The sequence below is a fragment of the Arthrobacter sp. StoSoilB19 genome, assembly GCF_019977275.1.
Taxonomy (GTDB): Bacteria; Actinomycetota; Actinomycetes; order Actinomycetales; family Micrococcaceae; genus Arthrobacter.
This window is the reverse complement of record NZ_AP024650.1, coordinates 805460-820766: the sequence shown is the minus strand read 5'-3', so window position 1 is coordinate 820766 and position 15307 is coordinate 805460. Positions and strand designations below refer to the sequence as shown.

Here is a 15307-nt window from a genome sequence, read left to right as displayed (position 1 = left end):
GCCTGATGTGCTTCCGGCTTTTCGCCGACCGGCGGTGCACGGGCGGCATCCGCGTTCAGAATGCCCGCTTGACGCCGCTGTTGGCGGTCAACAAGGGTGTAGGCATGAGGCCGGATGGGGAAGAGACTACAGCCCGCACGGGGAGCGACGGACAGCCCTACAGCGCCGGGGTGCAGGTGGCCGCGCTTATCGGATTCCTGGTGGCGTCACTGTTGGTGGCGGCGCTGGGCGGCCTGGCCTCGGCGGCCAATGTCTCCGGCTGGTACGCCACCGCAGACAAGGCGCCCTGGTCCCCGCCCAACGGCGTGTTTGGTCCCGTCTGGACCGTCCTCTATGCGGCAATGGCTGTCGCAGCGTGGCTGGTCTGGCGCCGGCGGACCAGCAGGACACGTCCGGCAATGGCCGCCTACGCCGTCCAGCTGGTCCTCAATCTTGCCTGGACCCCCGCGTTTTTCGCCCTTTACCCCGCCCTTGGCACGCCGGCCCTGTGGCTGGGGCTGGCCATCGTCCTTGCCCTGATCGCCGCCGTCGCAGTAACCGTTGTGTATTTTGGTCCCATCAGCCGCACGGCCGGGCTGCTCCTGCTGCCCTACGTGTCATGGCTGGTGTTTGCGGCCAGCCTGAACTGGTGGGCCGCGGCGCATAACTAAGCGATGGTCTCCGCGTGGCCTGTGGCGTCGCGTTGCCAGGTGGGGATCAGCATTCGACGACGTTGACGGCGAGGCCGCCCATGGCGGTTTCTTTGTATTTGGAGGACATGTCCTTGCCGGTTTCGCGCATGGTGATGATGACTTCGTCCAGGGACACGCGGTGGGTGCCGTCGCCCCAGAGCGCCATTTTCGCGGCGTTGATCGCTTTCGCGGCCGCGATCGCGTTCCGTTCGATGCAGGGGACCTGGACCAGCCCGCCGATCGGGTCACAGGTCAGGCCCAGGTTGTGTTCCATCGCGATTTCCGCGGCGTTCTCCACCTGCGCCGGGGTCCCGCCCATGACCTCGGCCAGGCCCGCGGCCGCCATCGAGGACGCCGACCCCACCTCGCCCTGGCAGCCGACCTCGGCCCCGGAGATCGAGGCCTGTTCCTTGTACAGCACCCCCACCGCGCCCGCGGCCAGCAGGAACCGCACCACCACAGCGTCCCGGTCCTCCTGGGTGGCCTTGTCCATGCCCGGGGCGAAATGCAGGGCGTAGAACAGCACCGCGGGGATGATCCCGGCCGCCCCGTTCGTCGGGGCGGTGACCACCCGCCCGCCGGAGGCGTTCTCCTCATTCACCGCCAACGCCACCAAATTAACCCACTCCTGCCAATACCTGGCATCGAACGGGCCCGCGTCCCACGCCGCATCCGTCTCCTCGACCGGGCCGCCCGCGGATTCCTTCTTCAACCGGTCGTACCAGTCAGGGGCGCGGCGGCGGACCTTCAACCCGCCCGGCAGCACCCCTTCCCGCCTCAACGAGGCGGCCACGCAGCCCTCCATCACCGACCAGATCTGCAGCAGCCCCGCCCGGATCTGCTCCTCGTCCCGGGAGACTTTTTCGTTCACGAGCATCACATCGGCGATGCCCAACCCGGTCACCGCGCAGTGCCCCAGCAGCTCCGCCGCGGTCCGGAACGGCAGCGGCAGCTCCTGTTTGGACGCGTCCAGTTCCTGCTGCGCCGCGTCCTCCTCGCCCTCCCGGACGATGAACCCGCCACCCACCGAGAAAAACGTCGCCGCATGCAGCACCTCCCCGGCCGCATCAGTGACCGTGAACGTCATCCCGTTCGTGTGCCGCGGCAACACCGTCAACGGCCGCAGCACCATATCCTTCACCCCGTACGGCAAGGCCACCGAACCGGCCAGGTTCAGGACCCCGGTCTCCGCGATCGAGGCCAGCCGCTCCTCCACCTCGGCGGGCAGGATCAACTCCGGATGGAACCCCTCCAACCCCAACAAAACGGCGGTCATCGTCCCATGCCCATGACCCGTCGCCGCCAACGACCCATACAAATCAACCCGCAACCCCGCCACATCACCCAGGACACCCAGGCCCTTGAGCTCCTCAGCGAACACCGCAGCAGCCCGCATCGGCCCCACAGTATGCGAAGACGAAGGCCCAATCCCGATCGAAAACAGGTCAAAGACACCAACAGCCATAACGGGGTATTTCCTAACTAAATCTGGTTCGGTTGCCGCTCAACCCACTTCCTGTACGTCCTGTCAGCCTCGACACACCGGTCCATGCGCACCAGGGGCCGGCAGAGCCGGACCCGAAGCCCGGCCACGGTGCGGTACAGGGCTTACTTTTGGCGTTTGTAGAACGGGAGGTCGACGACTTCGAATGGCTCCGCCTTGCCACGGAGGTCCACGTCGAGGGCGGTGCCGGGTGCCGAGTATTCGACGTCGACGTAGGCCATGGCGATGGGGTAGCCAAGGGTGGGCGACGGCTGGCCGGAGGTGACTTCGCCAACCGTGGCGCCGTCCTTGAGGACGGGGTAGTGCGCGCGTCCGGCGCGGCGGCCCTGGCCTTTGAGCCCCACGAGGCGGCGGCCGGAGGTGCTGCCGGCTCCGGCTTCCTTTTTGGCGGCCAGGGCGGCTTTGCCGACGAAGTCGCCTTCCTTGGAGAGCGCGACGACGGGGCCGAGGCCGGCGGCGAACGGGTCGCCCTGCAGCGACAGTTCGTTGCCGTACAGGGGCATTCCCGCTTCGAGGCGCAGGGAGTCACGGGAGGCGAGGCCTGCCGGGGTCAGTTCCCTGTCGTCGGCGACGGCGATCAGTGACTGCCACAGCGCGGGGGCATCGTCGTTGCCCACGAAGATTTCGAACCCGTCCTCACCCGTGTACCCGGTGCGCGCAAGCAGGAGTTCCTTTCCGGCGCCGCCTACCAGGAGCGGCACGCTGACGGCGGCGTAGTACTTCAGCTCGGTGACCAGTGCGTGCTGCGCGGCCGGGACCAGGCGCAGCAGGAGTTCCTGGGCCTTGGGGCCCTGGACGGCGATCAGCGACGTGCGGGCTGAGGCATCCTCCACTACAACATCGAACCCGGCGGCCCGTTCCTGCAGGGCTGCGGCGACCACGGCGGCGTTGCCCGCGTTGGGCACCACCAGGAAGACGTCGGTGCCGTCCTGCGCGGCAGGGCGTCGGTAGGTGATGAGGTCGTCGATGATGCCGCCGTCCTCGTTGCAGATCAGCGAGTACTTGGCCTTGCCCACGGCCATGGCGGAGATCTTTCCCACCAGGGCGTAGTCCAGGAAGGCTGCGGCATCCGGGCCGGTCACCCAGACCTCGCCCATGTGGGAAAGGTCGAACAGGCCGGCAGCCTTGCGGACGGCGTGGTGTTCAGCAAGCTCCGAGCTGTACTTCAGCGGCATCTGCCACCCGCCGAAGTCCGTGAAGGAAGCTCCAAGCTTCTTGTGCTCGTCGTAAAGCGCGGTGTATTTCTCGGTCATGGCGCCGGTCCTTAGTTTTCGAAGTCTTCCAGCGGCGGGCAGGAGCAGATCAGGTTCCGGTCCCCGGCGGCGCCGTCGATCCTGCCCACGGGCGGGAAGTACTTGTCCTGCTTGTGGTGGGCAGGGAAGGCCGCCTGCTCGCGGGGGTAGGCGCGGTCCCAGTCAGAGCTGACGACGGCGGCCGCCGTGTGCGGTGCGCGGCGCAGCGGTGAGTCCGCCACGGCAAAGTCGCCATTGGCCACCTGGTCGATTTCCTTGCGGATGCTGATCATGGCCTCGATGAAGCGGTCGATCTCCGCCAGGTCCTCGGACTCGGTGGGCTCCACCATCAGCGTGCCCGCCACCGGGAAGGACAGGGTGGGGGCGTGGAAACCGAAGTCGATCAGCCGCTTGGCAACATCCTCTGCGGTCACCCCCGTCTTCGCCGTGAGTTCGCGCAGGTCCAGGATGCACTCGTGCGCCACCAGCCCGCCTTCACCGGTGTACAGGACCGGGAAGTACTCGTTCAGGCGGGACGCGACGTAGTTGGCCGCCAGCAGCGCGGACTTGGTGGCCTCGGTCAGGCCCTCACCGCCCATCAGCTTCACGTACGCCCACGAAATCGGCAGCACGCCGGCCGAACCGAACCGGGACGCCGAGATCGCCACACCGTGCCCGGCTTCGTGCGCCGCCTTGTTCGCGTCGCCCGGCATGAACGGTGCCAGGTGCGCCTTGGCGGCAACGGGCCCGACGCCGGGTCCCCCGCCGCCGTGCGGGATGCAGAAGGTCTTGTGCAGGTTCAGGTGGGACACGTCCCCGCCGAACTGGCCCGGCTGGGCCAGCCCTACCAGGGCGTTGAGGTTGGCGCCGTCGATGTAGACCTGGCCGCCGGCAGCATGCACAGCGTCACAGACTTCGCGGACATCCCCATCGTAGACACCGTGGGTGGAGGGGTAGGTGATCATGATGCAGGACAGGACGTCCTTGTTGGCCTCGATCTTGGCCGTCAGGTCGTCGTGGTCGATGGTGCCGTCGGCAGCCGTGGCCACGACGACCACCTTCATGCCCGCGAGCACGGCGGAGGCGGCGTTGGTACCGTGCGCCGAGGCCGGGATCAGGCACACGTTGCGCTGCTGCTCGCCCCGGGAATGGTGGTAGCCGCGGATCGCGAGCAACCCGGCGAGCTCGCCCTGCGAGCCCGCGTTGGGCTGGATGGACACCTGGTCATACCCGGTGATCTCGGCGAGGTCCGCTTCCAGGCCGGCGATGAGTTCGCGCCAGCCTTCGGTCTGGGAGTCCGGGGCGAACGGGTGGATCGAGGCAAACTCCGGCCAGGAAATGGCTTCCATCTCGGCCGTGGCGTTCAGCTTCATGGTGCATGAACCCAGCGGGATCATGGTGCGGTCCAGCGCCAGGTCGCGGTCCGAGAGCTTGCGGATGTAACGCAGCAGCTGGGTTTCAGACCGGTGCGTGTTGAAGACCGGGTGCTGCAGGTAGTCGGAGGAACGCTCGACGGCGGCCTCCAGCCCAAAGCCCTGGCCCTCGCCCTGGACCTCGGCAACCGTGGCGCCAAAGACGTCGGCAACCTGGGCGACGATGGCCACCGTCGTGGTTTCATCGAGGGCGATGCCTACGGTGTCGGCGTCGACGCTGCGCAGGTTGATGCCCCGCGCCTCGGCGTCGGCGATGATGCCAGCAGCCCGTCCGGGGACCCGGACCGTAAGGGTGTCGAAGAAGCTCGTGTGCAGCACCTCGACGCCGGCGGCCGCAAGCGAGGCCGCCAGGCTACGGGCGTGGCGGTGCGCCGTTTGGGCAATCGCCTTCAGGCCGTCGGGGCCGTGGTATACGGCGTACATGGACGCAACGATGGCCAGCAGCGCCTGGGCGGTGCAGATGTTGGACGTGGCCTTCTCGCGGCGGATGTGCTGCTCGCGGGTCTGCAGGGCCAACCGGTAGGCAGGCGTGCCGGCGTCGTCCTTTGACACCCCAACCAGGCGGCCAGGCAAGGAACGCTCCAGGCCTTTGCGGACAGCCATGTAGGCGGCATGGGGGCCCCCAAAGAACAGCGGCACGCCAAAGCGCTGGGCTGAGCCGACGGCAATGTCCGCGCCCTGCTCGCCCGGAGGTGTGATCAGTGTCAGGGCCAGCAGGTCCGCAGCGACCGTGACCAGCGCGCCCCGGTCCTTCGCTGCAGAGATCACCGCGGACTGGTCCCAGACGCGGCCGGAAGCGCCGGGCTGCTGCAGCACGATCCCGTTGATGTCGCCCTCGGGCAGGCCCTTGGACAGGTCGGCGACCTCCACCTCGAAGCCGAGCGCCTCCGCACGCCCCAGCACGATGGCGATGGTCTGCGGCAGCACGTCGATGTCCAGGACGGTCTTGCCGTCTGCCGCGGGCTTGGTCTTGTTGGCGCGGCGCATCAGCAGCACGGCCTCGGCCACCGCCGTTGCTTCATCCAGCAGCGAAGCGTTGGCGATGGGCAGGCCCACAAGGTCCTGCACCATGGTCTGGAAGTTCAGCAGCGCCTCAAGCCGGCCCTGGGAAATCTCCGGCTGGTAGGGCGTGTAGGCGGTGTACCAGGCCGGGGATTCCAGGATGTTGCGGCGGATCACCGGTGGAGTCACGGTGTCGTAGTAGCCCTGGCCGATCATCTGGACTGCCGTCTTGTTCTTGGCGGCAAGCTTCCGCAGTTCCGTGAGGACTTCAACCTCGCTGAGGGCGTCCTGCAGGCGAAGGGCGGTGTCCTGGCGGATGACCTTGGGAACCGCGGTGTCCACAAGGGAATCGACCGAGTCGTAGCCTACGGCTTTGAGCATGGTGTCGACGTCGGCCTGGCGGCGCGCGCCGATATGGCGGTCTACGAAAGTGGTGGAGGCTGGGGTAACCGACACGAAGGAACTCCATTTACTCAGGCGGCGAAGGGTACGCCACAGCTATTCGGGTTCCTCCCCGCTCTGTATTGGACCTGAGAGTTTCCGCGTTCCCTGCCTGGGCAGGACCCGCTTGCACCGTCGGTGAGCACAACAGTCCCTACCTCTCCAAAAGAGAATAAGACTGCCTGCTGCTTTCCAGAGGTGCCTCGCCGCGGCGGTACGGGGGCCTGCGAGATTCCTGGGGAGGATTTGCTCCTACGGCGCCTGCCTGTACTTCCGGCAGAACTCTCCCGCCGCAGATCAAAGGCTATTCATTTGTTGGATCATGAAGGCCGGTGACAGCCCTCACAACTTTCTATTGTTCTACGCGGCAACCCCTCCCGGCAAATGACGGAGCTACCTGCGGAGCCGTTCCAGCGCGGCCAGGAGTTCCTCCACGTCAGCGGCCGCTCCCCCGGCCGGCGCAGGGGCCACGGACAGCATGGCGTTGAAGTACAGGCCGTCCCCCATATAGAGGACTGCCTTGGCCAGTCCAGGTCCCACATCCGCAGCAATTTCGTCCAGCCAGCGCTGCTGGATGGCCGCGAAGCGGCGCCGCGTCTCCTCGTGGGCCACCTCTGCAAGCCGGGTGGCGGCCACGATGGCACGGTCCAAAGGGGTATCCGCCCAGACCGAGGAACGGATGAAGTAGGCCGCGGCGCCTTCAGCTGCCGACGCCATGGCATCGGCATCCTCGCCCGCCAGGCCCTCCAGGCGGTCGAGCAACACGGCAATCATGGCTTCCTTGTTGGGAAAGTGGTAGAGGAGGCCGCCTTTGGATACGCCGGCCCTGCGCGCCACGGCATCGAGGGTGGCCGCCCGCTCACCCACTTCAATCAGCAGGGACTCGAAGGCGTCAAGGACCGCGTCACGGGCAACAGGCTTTCGGGGCATGCCCTCCATCATGCCCTCCCCCGCGCAGGAATAAGGAAAACCATCGCATTTTTAAACTATACCGTCCGGACGGTATAGTTATCTTATGACCACTTCCATCGAGAGTTCGGCAACCGGGCAGGCAAGCAGCACTTCCGTGCGTCCTCCGTGGCGCGACTGGCTGGCGCTGGGGCTCCTGATGTTTCCCGTGCTGCTGGTGGCGGTGGACAACACCGCACTGACGTTCGCGCTGCCGGCCATCGCCCGGGCCCTGGAACCCACGGGCGTGCAGCTGCTGTGGATCGTTGACGCCTACCCCCTGGTGCTGGCCGGGCTGCTGGTATCAATGGGAAGCCTCGGCGACCGGATTGGGCGGCGGAGGCTGCTCATCCTTGGCAGCATCGGCTTTGCCGCGCTGTCCGTTGCGACGGCTTTTGCACCCGCGCCGGAATGGCTCATCGCCGGCCGCGCCGCCCTGGGATTCTTCGGCGCCATGCTGATGCCGTCCACCTTGTCGCTGATCCGCAACATTTTCCCCGAGCCCAATCGCCGCAGGCTGGCCGTCGCCATCTGGGCCGCCGGATTCTCCGGCGGCGCGGCCCTGGGTCCGATCTTCGGCGGCTGGCTGGTGGAGCACTTCTGGTGGGGTGCCGTCTTCCTGGTGGCGGTCCCCCTCATGCTCCCCCTGCTGGCGTTTGGACCGGCCCTCATCCCGGAATCGAAGGATCCGGCACCCGGCAAGGTGGACATCCCCAGCATCCTGCTCTCCATGCTGGTCATGGTGCCCGTTGTCTACGGGATCAAGGCAGTTGCCACCGAAGGTCCAGGGGCGGCAGGTCTGGGCGCCATCGCCTTCGGCCTGGCCATGGGGGCGGTGTTCGTGCAGCGGCAGCAGCGGCTGGCGCACCCCCTGCTGGACATGTCCCTATTCCGGAACAGGGTGTTCAGCATGGCCATCAGCGCCAACATCCTTGCCCTGTTCTCCTTCAACGGCTTCATCCTGTTCCTCGCCCAGCACCTCCAACTCCTCGAGGGAATGACGCCGTCCGCAGCCGGCGTTGCCATGATCCCGGCACTGGCCGCCACGGTGGTGGCCGGCCTGGTGGTGGTGCCGCTGGTCCGCAAGGTCCGCCCGGGATACGTGGTGGCAGCGGGGTTGGCGTTCAGTGCCACCGGCTACACCATGGTCGCATTCGGGAATCACGACGGCGGCCCCTCGCTGCTGCTGGCAGCCCTGCTGGTCCTTGCATTGGGCGTGGGTACGGCCGAAACCATCTCCAACGACCTCATCCTCGGGTCCGCGCCGCCGGAGAAGTCAGGCGCTGCCGCGGCAATCTCCGAGACCGGCTACGAGGTGGGGTCGCTGCTGGGCACGGCGGTACTGGGCTCCATCCTGACGGCGTCCTACCAGCAGAACCTGCGGCTGCCCGCAGGCCTTGACGGCATGCTGCCCGGCTCCTCCCTGCACAGCGCGAGGGAAACACTTGCCGGCGCAGTGGAAGCAGCAAACCTGCTGCCCGCTTCCCTGTCGGACACCGTCCGGGACGCTGCGGCGTCAGCGTTTGATTCCGGCGTGCACATCACTGCGGCAATTGGGCTGGTACTGATGGCGACGGCGGCAGTCCTCGCCGCCGTCGTGCTGCGGAAGGTGCCGAAAGCGGCCTGACCAAGCGAAACAAAAAGGGCGCCTGGTACCGGATTAATTCCGATACCAGGCGCCCAAAGGGTCCAGGCGGGTGGCTGCCGGCTACTTGGAGTCGGCGGCTGTGACCTTGGCGGTCGGCTTCATGTTTTCAGCCTGTACCATCCAGGCAAACTGCTCCAGCCGGGCAATGAACTCGTGCAGGAGGTCCGCGGAGGTGGGATCCTCCTCGTCCACCTCGTCATGGACTTTGCGCATGGTGCCCACGGCGGCTTCCATGGCGGCAACGATCCGCTCGATGGCATCCGTAGTGCTGATCAGCCCTTCAGGGAACTGGGCCAGGCTGGTGGTTTCGGCAACGGTGGAGCTGCGGCCGTCCGGGAGTGCATGCAGGGCGCGCATTCGTTCGGCTGTGTCGTCGGCGAACTGGCGGGCAGCGTCGACGATCTCATCAAGCTGCAGGTGCAGGTCGCGGAAGTTGGTGCCCACGATGTTCCAGTGCGCCTGCTTGCCCTGGACGTGCAGTTCGATCAGGTCGGCCAGGACAGCCTGCAGATTGTTGGTCAGTGTCGGTGAAGCTTTCATGCGTCCTCCTCAAGTGGTCCAATACGGCCGACGCTACCAGCCGAGCACCTAGCGGCGGCAGGGCTTTCGGCAATTTCTCAGTGAGCTTACTAATTTGGAAAGGAAGTCATAAACGAATGTGATTCATATTGCGTCTTGCATCACAGGTCCGGCACCCCCATACTAAATGAACGCCATTCATATAGTGACCTCCGTCTCACAGCCTTCCAGAAAGTGGTGCCATGACAGAGACAATCCGCACCAGTACGGCCAAACCCGGTCCGCACGCCCACGCCCCGTCCGCGGACGGCGTCAGCGCCAAAGGCCTCAAGGGCGGGCAGCTCGGGCTCCTCGCCGTCGTCGTCCTGGGCATTTCAACCATCGCCCCCGCCTACACCCTCACCAGCGCACTCGGACCCACCGTCAATGAAGCCGGACTCCAGTTGCCAGTCATCTTCCTGATCGGGTTCATCCCCATGATCCTGGTCTCGCTCGCCTACCGGGAGCTCAATGCCGACTCCCCGGACAGCGGCACAACCTTCACCTGGGTGACCAAAGCCTTCGGCCCCTGGGTCGGCTGGATGGGCGGCTGGGGCCTGCTGGCCGCCAACATCATCGTGCTGTCCAACCTGGCCGGCGTCGCCGTCGACTTCTTCTACCTCTTCCTGTCCCAGCTCACCGGCTCACCGGAACTGGCAGACCTGGCCGGCAACAAAGCGTTGAACGTCCTGACCTGCTTCGTGTTCGTGGCGCTGGCTGTTTGGGTCAGCTACCGCGGGCTGCACACCACCAAGGTGGTGCAGTACGGCCTGGTGGGCTTCCAGCTTCTGGTCCTGGGCCTGTTCGTCGCCATGGCCTTCGCCAACTGGTCCACGTCCGAAACGGCCATCCCGTTCAGCTGGGACTGGTTCGACGTCACGAAGATCGAGACGTTCGGCCAGATTGCCGCCGGCATCTCGCTGTCGATCTTCGTGTACTGGGGCTGGGATGTGTGCCTCACGGTCAACGAGGAAACAGCGAACGGCCAGAAGACGGCCGGACTGGCCGGCACCCTGACCGCCGTCATCGTCCTGGCCATCTACCTCCTGGTCAGCATCGCCACCATGATGTTCGCCGGCGTCGGGGACACCGGCAACGGCCTGAACAACGCCGACAACCAAGAGAACATCTTCACGGCCCTGGCCTCCCCCATCATGGGCCCCTTCGCCATCCTGATGTCCCTCGCCGTGCTGTCCAGTTCCGCGGCCTCCCTCCAGTCCACGTTCATGTCGCCGTCCCGAAGCCTGCTGGCCATGGCGCACTACGGCGCCCTGCCTGAACCGTTCAGCCGGATCAGCAGGAAGTTCGCGACGCCGGGCTACGCCACCATCGCCGCCGGCATCCTGTCCGCCGGGTTCTACGCGGTGATGCACGTGGTCAGCGAAAACGTCCTGAATGACACCATCCTGGCCCTGGGTCTGATGATCTGCTTCTACTACGGCCTCACCGCGCTGGCCTGCACCTGGTACTTCCGCCACAGCCTGTTCAACAGCACCCGCCACTTCCTGCTGCGGCTGGTATGCCCGGTGGTGGGCGGCGTGGGCCTGTTCGTGGTGTTCGTCCAGACCGCCGTGGACAGCCTGGCGCCGGAGTTCGGCAGTGGTTCCGAGGTCTTCGGCGTGGGCCTGGTGTTCATCCTGGGCATCGGCATCCTGGCCCTGGGCGCCGTCGTCATGCTGGTCATGTCCCGCACGCACCCCGGCTTCTTCCGCGGCGAAACCCTCAAGCGGGACACCCCCGCGCTGGTAGTGCCGGAATAGATCGCTGGAGGCCGCCACAACGCTGCCTGAACGAAAAAGGTGCCGTGCCCCCATCAGGGGCACGGCACCTTTTTCGTTTTCACCAGTAGTGCGCCACGTCGATCACCAGGCGCGAGCCCGGGCCGGGACCGGCCAGGGTGAAGACCCGGAACGGCAGGCGGGCCCGGACGCCCAGACCGAGGCTTGTGTACCCCTCGAAGCTTCCGGCCGAAACCACCTGGCGGAACGTCTGGTAGCCGGCCACGTTGCTGAGTTCAGCCTTGTCCGCCGGGTTGTAGGTGGGGTTGCCGTTCTGGTCGTAGGACGGCGCCTTGATGCTGATATGCAGGCGCGCGCCGCCCCGTACCGGGATGAAGGCCCCGGAGCCTTCCTGCTCAATCCGCGGCACATACTGCACCGTGTAGGACACGGCGGGCCCGTTGAGGTCCACCACCAGCCGGTCGAAGCAGTAGTGCTGCCCGGTCCGGACATTGGTGACCGATGCGGTCCCCGTATCCTGCCCGGTCTTCGCAAGGGAGCCCCATGTGAGGCCGCAGTAGGGCGCCGCCGAGGCGGGCGCCTGGACCACGATTCCCAGCCCGGAAGCCAACAGGATTGCCGCGAGCCAGGTGAGGAACTTCTTCATAGCAGTGCCATCCACGACTAAAGACCATTGGATGCTTCCAGCGTAGGAGTGTCCGGACCGGGAAACGAGGGGGCATTTTGATAACGACGGCGTCCGGGGACAAAGCAGCGCCGGCCACCTCGGGGAGGTGGCCGGCGCCGGCAAAAATCAGGAAGACACTCAGCCTTCGCAGTCGCGGCAGTACTTCAGGCCGTCCTTTTCACGGGCAACCTGGGAGCGGTGCCGGACCAGGAAGCACGACGAGCAGGTGAACTCATCGGACTGCTCGGGAACCACAATGACGGTCAGTTCCTCATTGGACAGATCGGCGCCGGGCAGGTCGATGCCTTCAGCGGTGTCGTTCTCGTCGACATCGATAACCGCGGTCTGCGCGTTGCCGCCCCGTGACGCCTGGAGGGCCTCGAGAGAGTCGGCCGGCGACTCTTCTTCCTGCTTGCGTGGAGCATCGTAATCGGTAGCCATAGCGTGTTCACTTTCGTTGCTGCGCAGCGCCATTTCAGGCACCTCAGTGCAGCAGTTTAGGGCATTATCGCGCTACCGGCGCAATAGTGTGGCTAAGCAGACATTCTGCCGCTTCCGCCCGCTGTTCCTGCATGCCCGGACCGGGCCTGGTCGGCACCGAGGGACACTCCGCTCAAGGCCGGAAGCCAGCCCCACCGGGTGGCGTCGGCCATGGCGCCGGCGGCACTGGACTCGGATTCGTAGGTGAAGGTGTCCAGCAGCCAGTCGCGGAGTCGGATGAGCAGGGTAGCCGTCATGCACTGAAAACTACGCAGCGATTGTTGTGGCCACGTTTCGCGCCGGTCTCCCCCGGATTAAATCAGCTGCCGGCAGGATCTCCGGCCGGATTCGGCAGGCGGGTTCTTCAGGCGGGCGGTGCCGTGCTGCTGCGCAGGACGAGTTCCGGCTCCACGACAAGTGTCCGGGGTCCTTCCGCGCCGCTGAACGCCGTCAACATCATCTGCATGCACCGCCGGCCCAGTTCCTCGAAGTCCTGCCGGACCACCGTCAGCGGCGGACTGAAATAGCCGGCCTCGGGCTGGTCGTCGAAGCCCACCACGGACACGTCCTGCGGCACTTTGATGCCGGCCTCGGTCAGGGCGCGCAGGACTCCCAGGGCCATCTGGTCGTTGCCCACGAAGAGGGCGGTGGCCCGGCGGGTGGCCGCGATCCGTCGGCCGATGGCGTAGCCGCTGCCGGCGCTCCAGTCACCTTCGATGATCAGGTCCGCCTCGAGTCCTGCGGAGGCAAGGGTGGACCGCCAGCCGTCGGCACGCGCCACGGCATCGATCCAGTCCTGCGGGCCCGCGACGTGCCCGATCCTGACGTGCCCCTGCCCAATGAGGTGCCGCACGGCGAGTTCGGCCCCGCGGCGCTGGTCCACCCTGACGCCGCCAACAGTGTCATTCCCCTCGGGTCCAACGGCCACCACCGGGACCCCGATGGGAAGTTCCGCCAGGGCGGCCAGCGTCTCAAGGTGCGGAACGATCACCACGATGCCGTCCACCGACTGGTCCAGGAAGTGCCTGACGGCGTCCAGGATCGCGTCCCGGCTGACCTCCCGCAACGCGGCGACGCTGACGAAATATCCGGCGTCCCTCGCAGCGCGTTCCACGCCCAGCAATGTATTGGCAGGACCGTACTGGGAGAGCTCGCTGCCCAGGACGCCTATGGTCTGCGAGCGCCGGGTGACCAGGCTCCGGGCTGCGGTGTTGCGGCGGTAGCCGAGCCGGGCTATCACCGCTTCCACTTTTTCCCGCGTCCCCGGGCTCACGTTGGGGTGGTTGTTGACCACCCGTGACACGGTCTGGTGTGAGACCCCGGCCAGCTCCGCCACGTCCTCAAGCCTCGGCAGCCGGCGTGGTTTGCCGTGCGTCACGGGGTTGTTGTCCGTGGCGGGCGCCGGGAGCTCAGCCGTGCCATTGGATCAGATCCCGCCTGCCAGCTTGTAGTAGGCGGCGTTCCAGTTCAGGTCCTTCTTGAACTGCCGGATGGTGGTGTCGTGGTCAATGGTCAGCAGTTCGGTTTTGGCGATCTCGGCGAAGTCTTCGAACACGTCCATGCCCACCTGGGTGGAGAGCACGGTGTGGTGGGCTGCGCCGGCTGTGAGCCAGGCGGCGGCGGAGGTTGCGAAGTCCGGCTTCGGCTGCCACAGGGCGCGGGCCACGGGCAGGTTTGGCAGCGGCTGGTCCAGGGGAACCACGTCGACGGCGTTGGCCACCAGGCGGAAACGGTCCCGCATGTCGGACAGGGCGACGACGACGCCCGGGGAGGCATCGGCGTCGAACACCAGGCGGACCGGGTCCTCCTTGCCGCCGATGCCCAGCGGGTGGATTTCCAGGCGCGGCTTCGACGCCGTGAGGGAGGGGCAAACTTCCAGCATGTGGGCGCCCAGGATCTTCTCGGACCCGGGCTCCAGGTGGTACGTGTAGTCCTCCATCAGGGACGCACCGCCGGGCAGGCCGGCACCCATCACCTTCGCGGCGCGCACCAGGATGGCGGTCTTCCAGTCGCCTTCGGCGCCGAACCCGTACCCGGCGGCCATGAGCCGCTGCACGGCGAGGCCGGGAAGCTGCCGCAGCGCGCCCAGGTCCTCGAAGGAGGTGGTGAACGCGGCGGAGCCATTGGCTTCGAGGAAGCTGCGCAGGCCCAGCTCGATCCGGGCGCCGTACCGCAGCGATTCATGCCTGGCCGCGCCTGCGCGGAGCTCCGGCACCACGTCGTAAAGGTCCGTATATTCCGCCACCAGTGCGTCGACGTCGGCCTCCGCCGCGCCGTGCACGGCGTCCGCGAGCTCATTGACGGACCAGGTGTTCACGGCGACGCCGAAGCGCAGCTCCGCCTCGGTCTTGTCGCCTTCGGTGACGGCGACGTTGCGCATGTTGTCCCCGAAGCGTGTCAGCTTAAGGGTGCGGACGGCGGCCCAGCCGGCGGCGGCGCGCTGCCAGGAGCCCACCTGGCGTGCCACCTCGGGGTTGGAGACATGCCCGACGACGGTCTTCCGGGCGATGCCCAGCCGGGACTGGATGTACCCGAACTCGCGGTCGCCGTGCGCGGCCTGGTTCAGGTTCATGAAGTCGAAGTCGATGTCCGCCCACGGCAGGTCCCGGATGGCCTGGGTGTGCAGGTGCAGCAGGGGCTTACGCAGCAGGTCCAGGCCCTGGATCCACATCTTGGCCGGGCTGAACGTGTGCATCCAGGCGGTCACACCGATCACGGAATCATCGGCGTTCGCCTCCAGGGCGGTGCGCCGGATGGCATCCGAATCGGTGAGGACCGGCTTCCAGACGATCTTGACCGGGACGGCGGAATTGGCGTTGAGCTGGTTGGCGATCTCCTGCGACTGGGCGGCCACCTGCTTGAGGACCTCCTCCCCGTACAGGTGCTGGCTGCCGGTGAGGAACCAGACCTCGTAGCCGTCGAGGGAGGTGCTTGCTGCGGTGCTCATGGATTCTCCTGGGAAGTTGTGTAATGACGGCGCCGTG

13 protein-coding genes and 2 riboswitches are annotated in these 15307 nt (G+C 66.6%); of the genes, 3 read left to right on the top strand and 10 right to left on the bottom strand.

Going from position 1 to position 15307, the window contains the following annotated elements:
* Positions 1-104: 104 nt before the first annotated feature.
* Entirely contained in the window at positions 105-650 is a 546-nt protein-coding gene (locus LDO86_RS03860; protein ID WP_026265810.1) for a TspO/MBR family protein, read from the top strand.
* A 46-nt stretch (positions 651-696) separates the two neighbouring features.
* Here LDO86_RS03860 and LDO86_RS03855 read toward each other — a convergent pair whose 3' ends face one another.
* The 4 genes from LDO86_RS03855 to LDO86_RS03840 all read right to left on the bottom strand — a co-directional run bounded on the left by LDO86_RS03855 (position 697) and on the right by LDO86_RS03840 (position 7213).
* The gene (locus LDO86_RS03855; RefSeq protein WP_224084286.1) at positions 697-2136 is read right to left on the bottom strand and encodes an L-serine ammonia-lyase; all 1440 of its coding nucleotides are present in this window, start codon (positions 2134-2136) and stop codon (positions 697-699) included.
* 143 nt (positions 2137-2279) lie between these two features.
* Complete coding sequence (gene gcvT / locus LDO86_RS03850; RefSeq protein ID WP_018772268.1) at positions 2280-3428, bottom strand: glycine cleavage system aminomethyltransferase GcvT; 1149 nt, start codon at positions 3426-3428, stop codon at positions 2280-2282.
* Positions 3429-3439: 11 nt separating this feature from the next.
* Positions 3440-6298, bottom strand: a complete 2859-nt coding sequence (gene gcvP, locus LDO86_RS03845; RefSeq protein ID WP_224084285.1) for an aminomethyl-transferring glycine dehydrogenase — start codon at positions 6296-6298, stop codon at positions 3440-3442.
* 53 nt (positions 6299-6351) lie between these two features.
* A riboswitch (glycine riboswitch) is annotated at positions 6352-6459 on the bottom strand.
* 26 nt (positions 6460-6485) lie between these two features.
* Positions 6486-6583, bottom strand: a riboswitch (glycine riboswitch).
* 93 nt (positions 6584-6676) lie between these two features.
* Positions 6677-7213, bottom strand: coding sequence for a TetR/AcrR family transcriptional regulator (locus LDO86_RS03840; RefSeq protein ID WP_018772028.1), 537 nt, complete (start codon positions 7211-7213; stop codon positions 6677-6679).
* An 85-nt stretch (positions 7214-7298) separates the two neighbouring features.
* On the opposite strand from LDO86_RS03840, the gene LDO86_RS03835 reads away from it, so the two are divergent.
* Entirely contained in the window at positions 7299-8858 is a 1560-nt protein-coding gene (locus tag LDO86_RS03835) for an MFS transporter (protein WP_018772029.1), read from the top strand.
* An 81-nt stretch (positions 8859-8939) separates the two neighbouring features.
* Here the strand turns inward: LDO86_RS03835 and LDO86_RS03830 are convergent, their stop codons facing one another.
* Positions 8940-9419, bottom strand: a complete 480-nt coding sequence (locus LDO86_RS03830; RefSeq protein WP_018772030.1) for a DNA starvation/stationary phase protection protein — start codon at positions 9417-9419, stop codon at positions 8940-8942.
* Between the two features lie 221 nt (positions 9420-9640).
* On the opposite strand from LDO86_RS03830, the gene LDO86_RS03825 reads away from it, so the two are divergent.
* Positions 9641-11197: an APC family permease gene (locus LDO86_RS03825; protein ID WP_018772031.1), complete on the top strand. Its 1557-nt coding sequence runs from the start codon at positions 9641-9643 to the stop codon at positions 11195-11197.
* A 79-nt stretch (positions 11198-11276) separates the two neighbouring features.
* Here the strand turns inward: LDO86_RS03825 and LDO86_RS03820 are convergent, their stop codons facing one another.
* The 5 genes from LDO86_RS03820 to araA all read right to left on the bottom strand — a co-directional run bounded on the left by LDO86_RS03820 (position 11277) and on the right by araA (position 15270).
* Positions 11277-11822: a hypothetical protein gene (locus LDO86_RS03820; RefSeq protein WP_018772032.1), complete on the bottom strand. Its 546-nt coding sequence runs from the start codon at positions 11820-11822 to the stop codon at positions 11277-11279.
* A 159-nt stretch (positions 11823-11981) separates the two neighbouring features.
* On the bottom strand, positions 11982-12284 hold the full coding sequence (locus LDO86_RS03815; RefSeq protein ID WP_026266196.1) for a DUF4193 domain-containing protein: 303 nt from the start codon (positions 12282-12284) through the stop codon (positions 11982-11984).
* 92 nt (positions 12285-12376) lie between these two features.
* On the bottom strand, positions 12377-12580 hold the full coding sequence (locus tag LDO86_RS03810) for a hypothetical protein (protein ID WP_018772034.1): 204 nt from the start codon (positions 12578-12580) through the stop codon (positions 12377-12379).
* A gap of 107 nt (positions 12581-12687) precedes the next feature.
* Positions 12688-13701 carry a LacI family DNA-binding transcriptional regulator gene (locus LDO86_RS03805; protein WP_018772035.1) on the bottom strand — a complete coding sequence of 338 codons (1014 nt, stop codon included), beginning with the start codon at positions 13699-13701 and terminating at the stop codon, positions 12688-12690.
* A gap of 48 nt (positions 13702-13749) precedes the next feature.
* Complete coding sequence (gene araA, locus LDO86_RS03800) at positions 13750-15270, bottom strand: L-arabinose isomerase (protein ID WP_018772036.1); 1521 nt, start codon at positions 15268-15270, stop codon at positions 13750-13752.
* Positions 15271-15307 lie beyond the last annotated feature (37 nt).

Bases quoted from the DNA above. Each gene is read 5' to 3' on its own strand.
- LDO86_RS03860 (WP_026265810.1), top strand. From the start codon at position 105: ATGAGGCCGGATGGGGAAGAGACTACAGCCCGCACGGGGAGCGACGGA.
- LDO86_RS03855 (WP_224084286.1), bottom strand. From the start codon at position 2,136: ATGGCTGTTGGTGTCTTTGACCTGTTTTCGATCGGGATTGGGCCTTCG.
- gcvT (WP_018772268.1), bottom strand. From the start codon at position 3,428: ATGACCGAGAAATACACCGCGCTTTACGACGAGCACAAGAAGCTTGGA.
- LDO86_RS03840 (WP_018772028.1), bottom strand. From the start codon at position 7,213: ATGCCCCGAAAGCCTGTTGCCCGTGACGCGGTCCTTGACGCCTTCGAG.
- LDO86_RS03835 (WP_018772029.1), top strand. From the start codon at position 7,299: ATGACCACTTCCATCGAGAGTTCGGCAACCGGGCAGGCAAGCAGCACT.
- LDO86_RS03830 (WP_018772030.1), bottom strand. From the start codon at position 9,419: ATGAAAGCTTCACCGACACTGACCAACAATCTGCAGGCTGTCCTGGCC.
- LDO86_RS03825 (WP_018772031.1), top strand. From the start codon at position 9,641: ATGACAGAGACAATCCGCACCAGTACGGCCAAACCCGGTCCGCACGCC.
- LDO86_RS03820 (WP_018772032.1), bottom strand. From the start codon at position 11,822: ATGAAGAAGTTCCTCACCTGGCTCGCGGCAATCCTGTTGGCTTCCGGG.
- LDO86_RS03815 (WP_026266196.1), bottom strand. From the start codon at position 12,284: ATGGCTACCGATTACGATGCTCCACGCAAGCAGGAAGAAGAGTCGCCG.
- LDO86_RS03810 (WP_018772034.1), bottom strand. From the start codon at position 12,580: ATGACGGCTACCCTGCTCATCCGACTCCGCGACTGGCTGCTGGACACC.
- araA (WP_018772036.1), bottom strand. From the start codon at position 15,270: ATGAGCACCGCAGCAAGCACCTCCCTCGACGGCTACGAGGTCTGGTTC.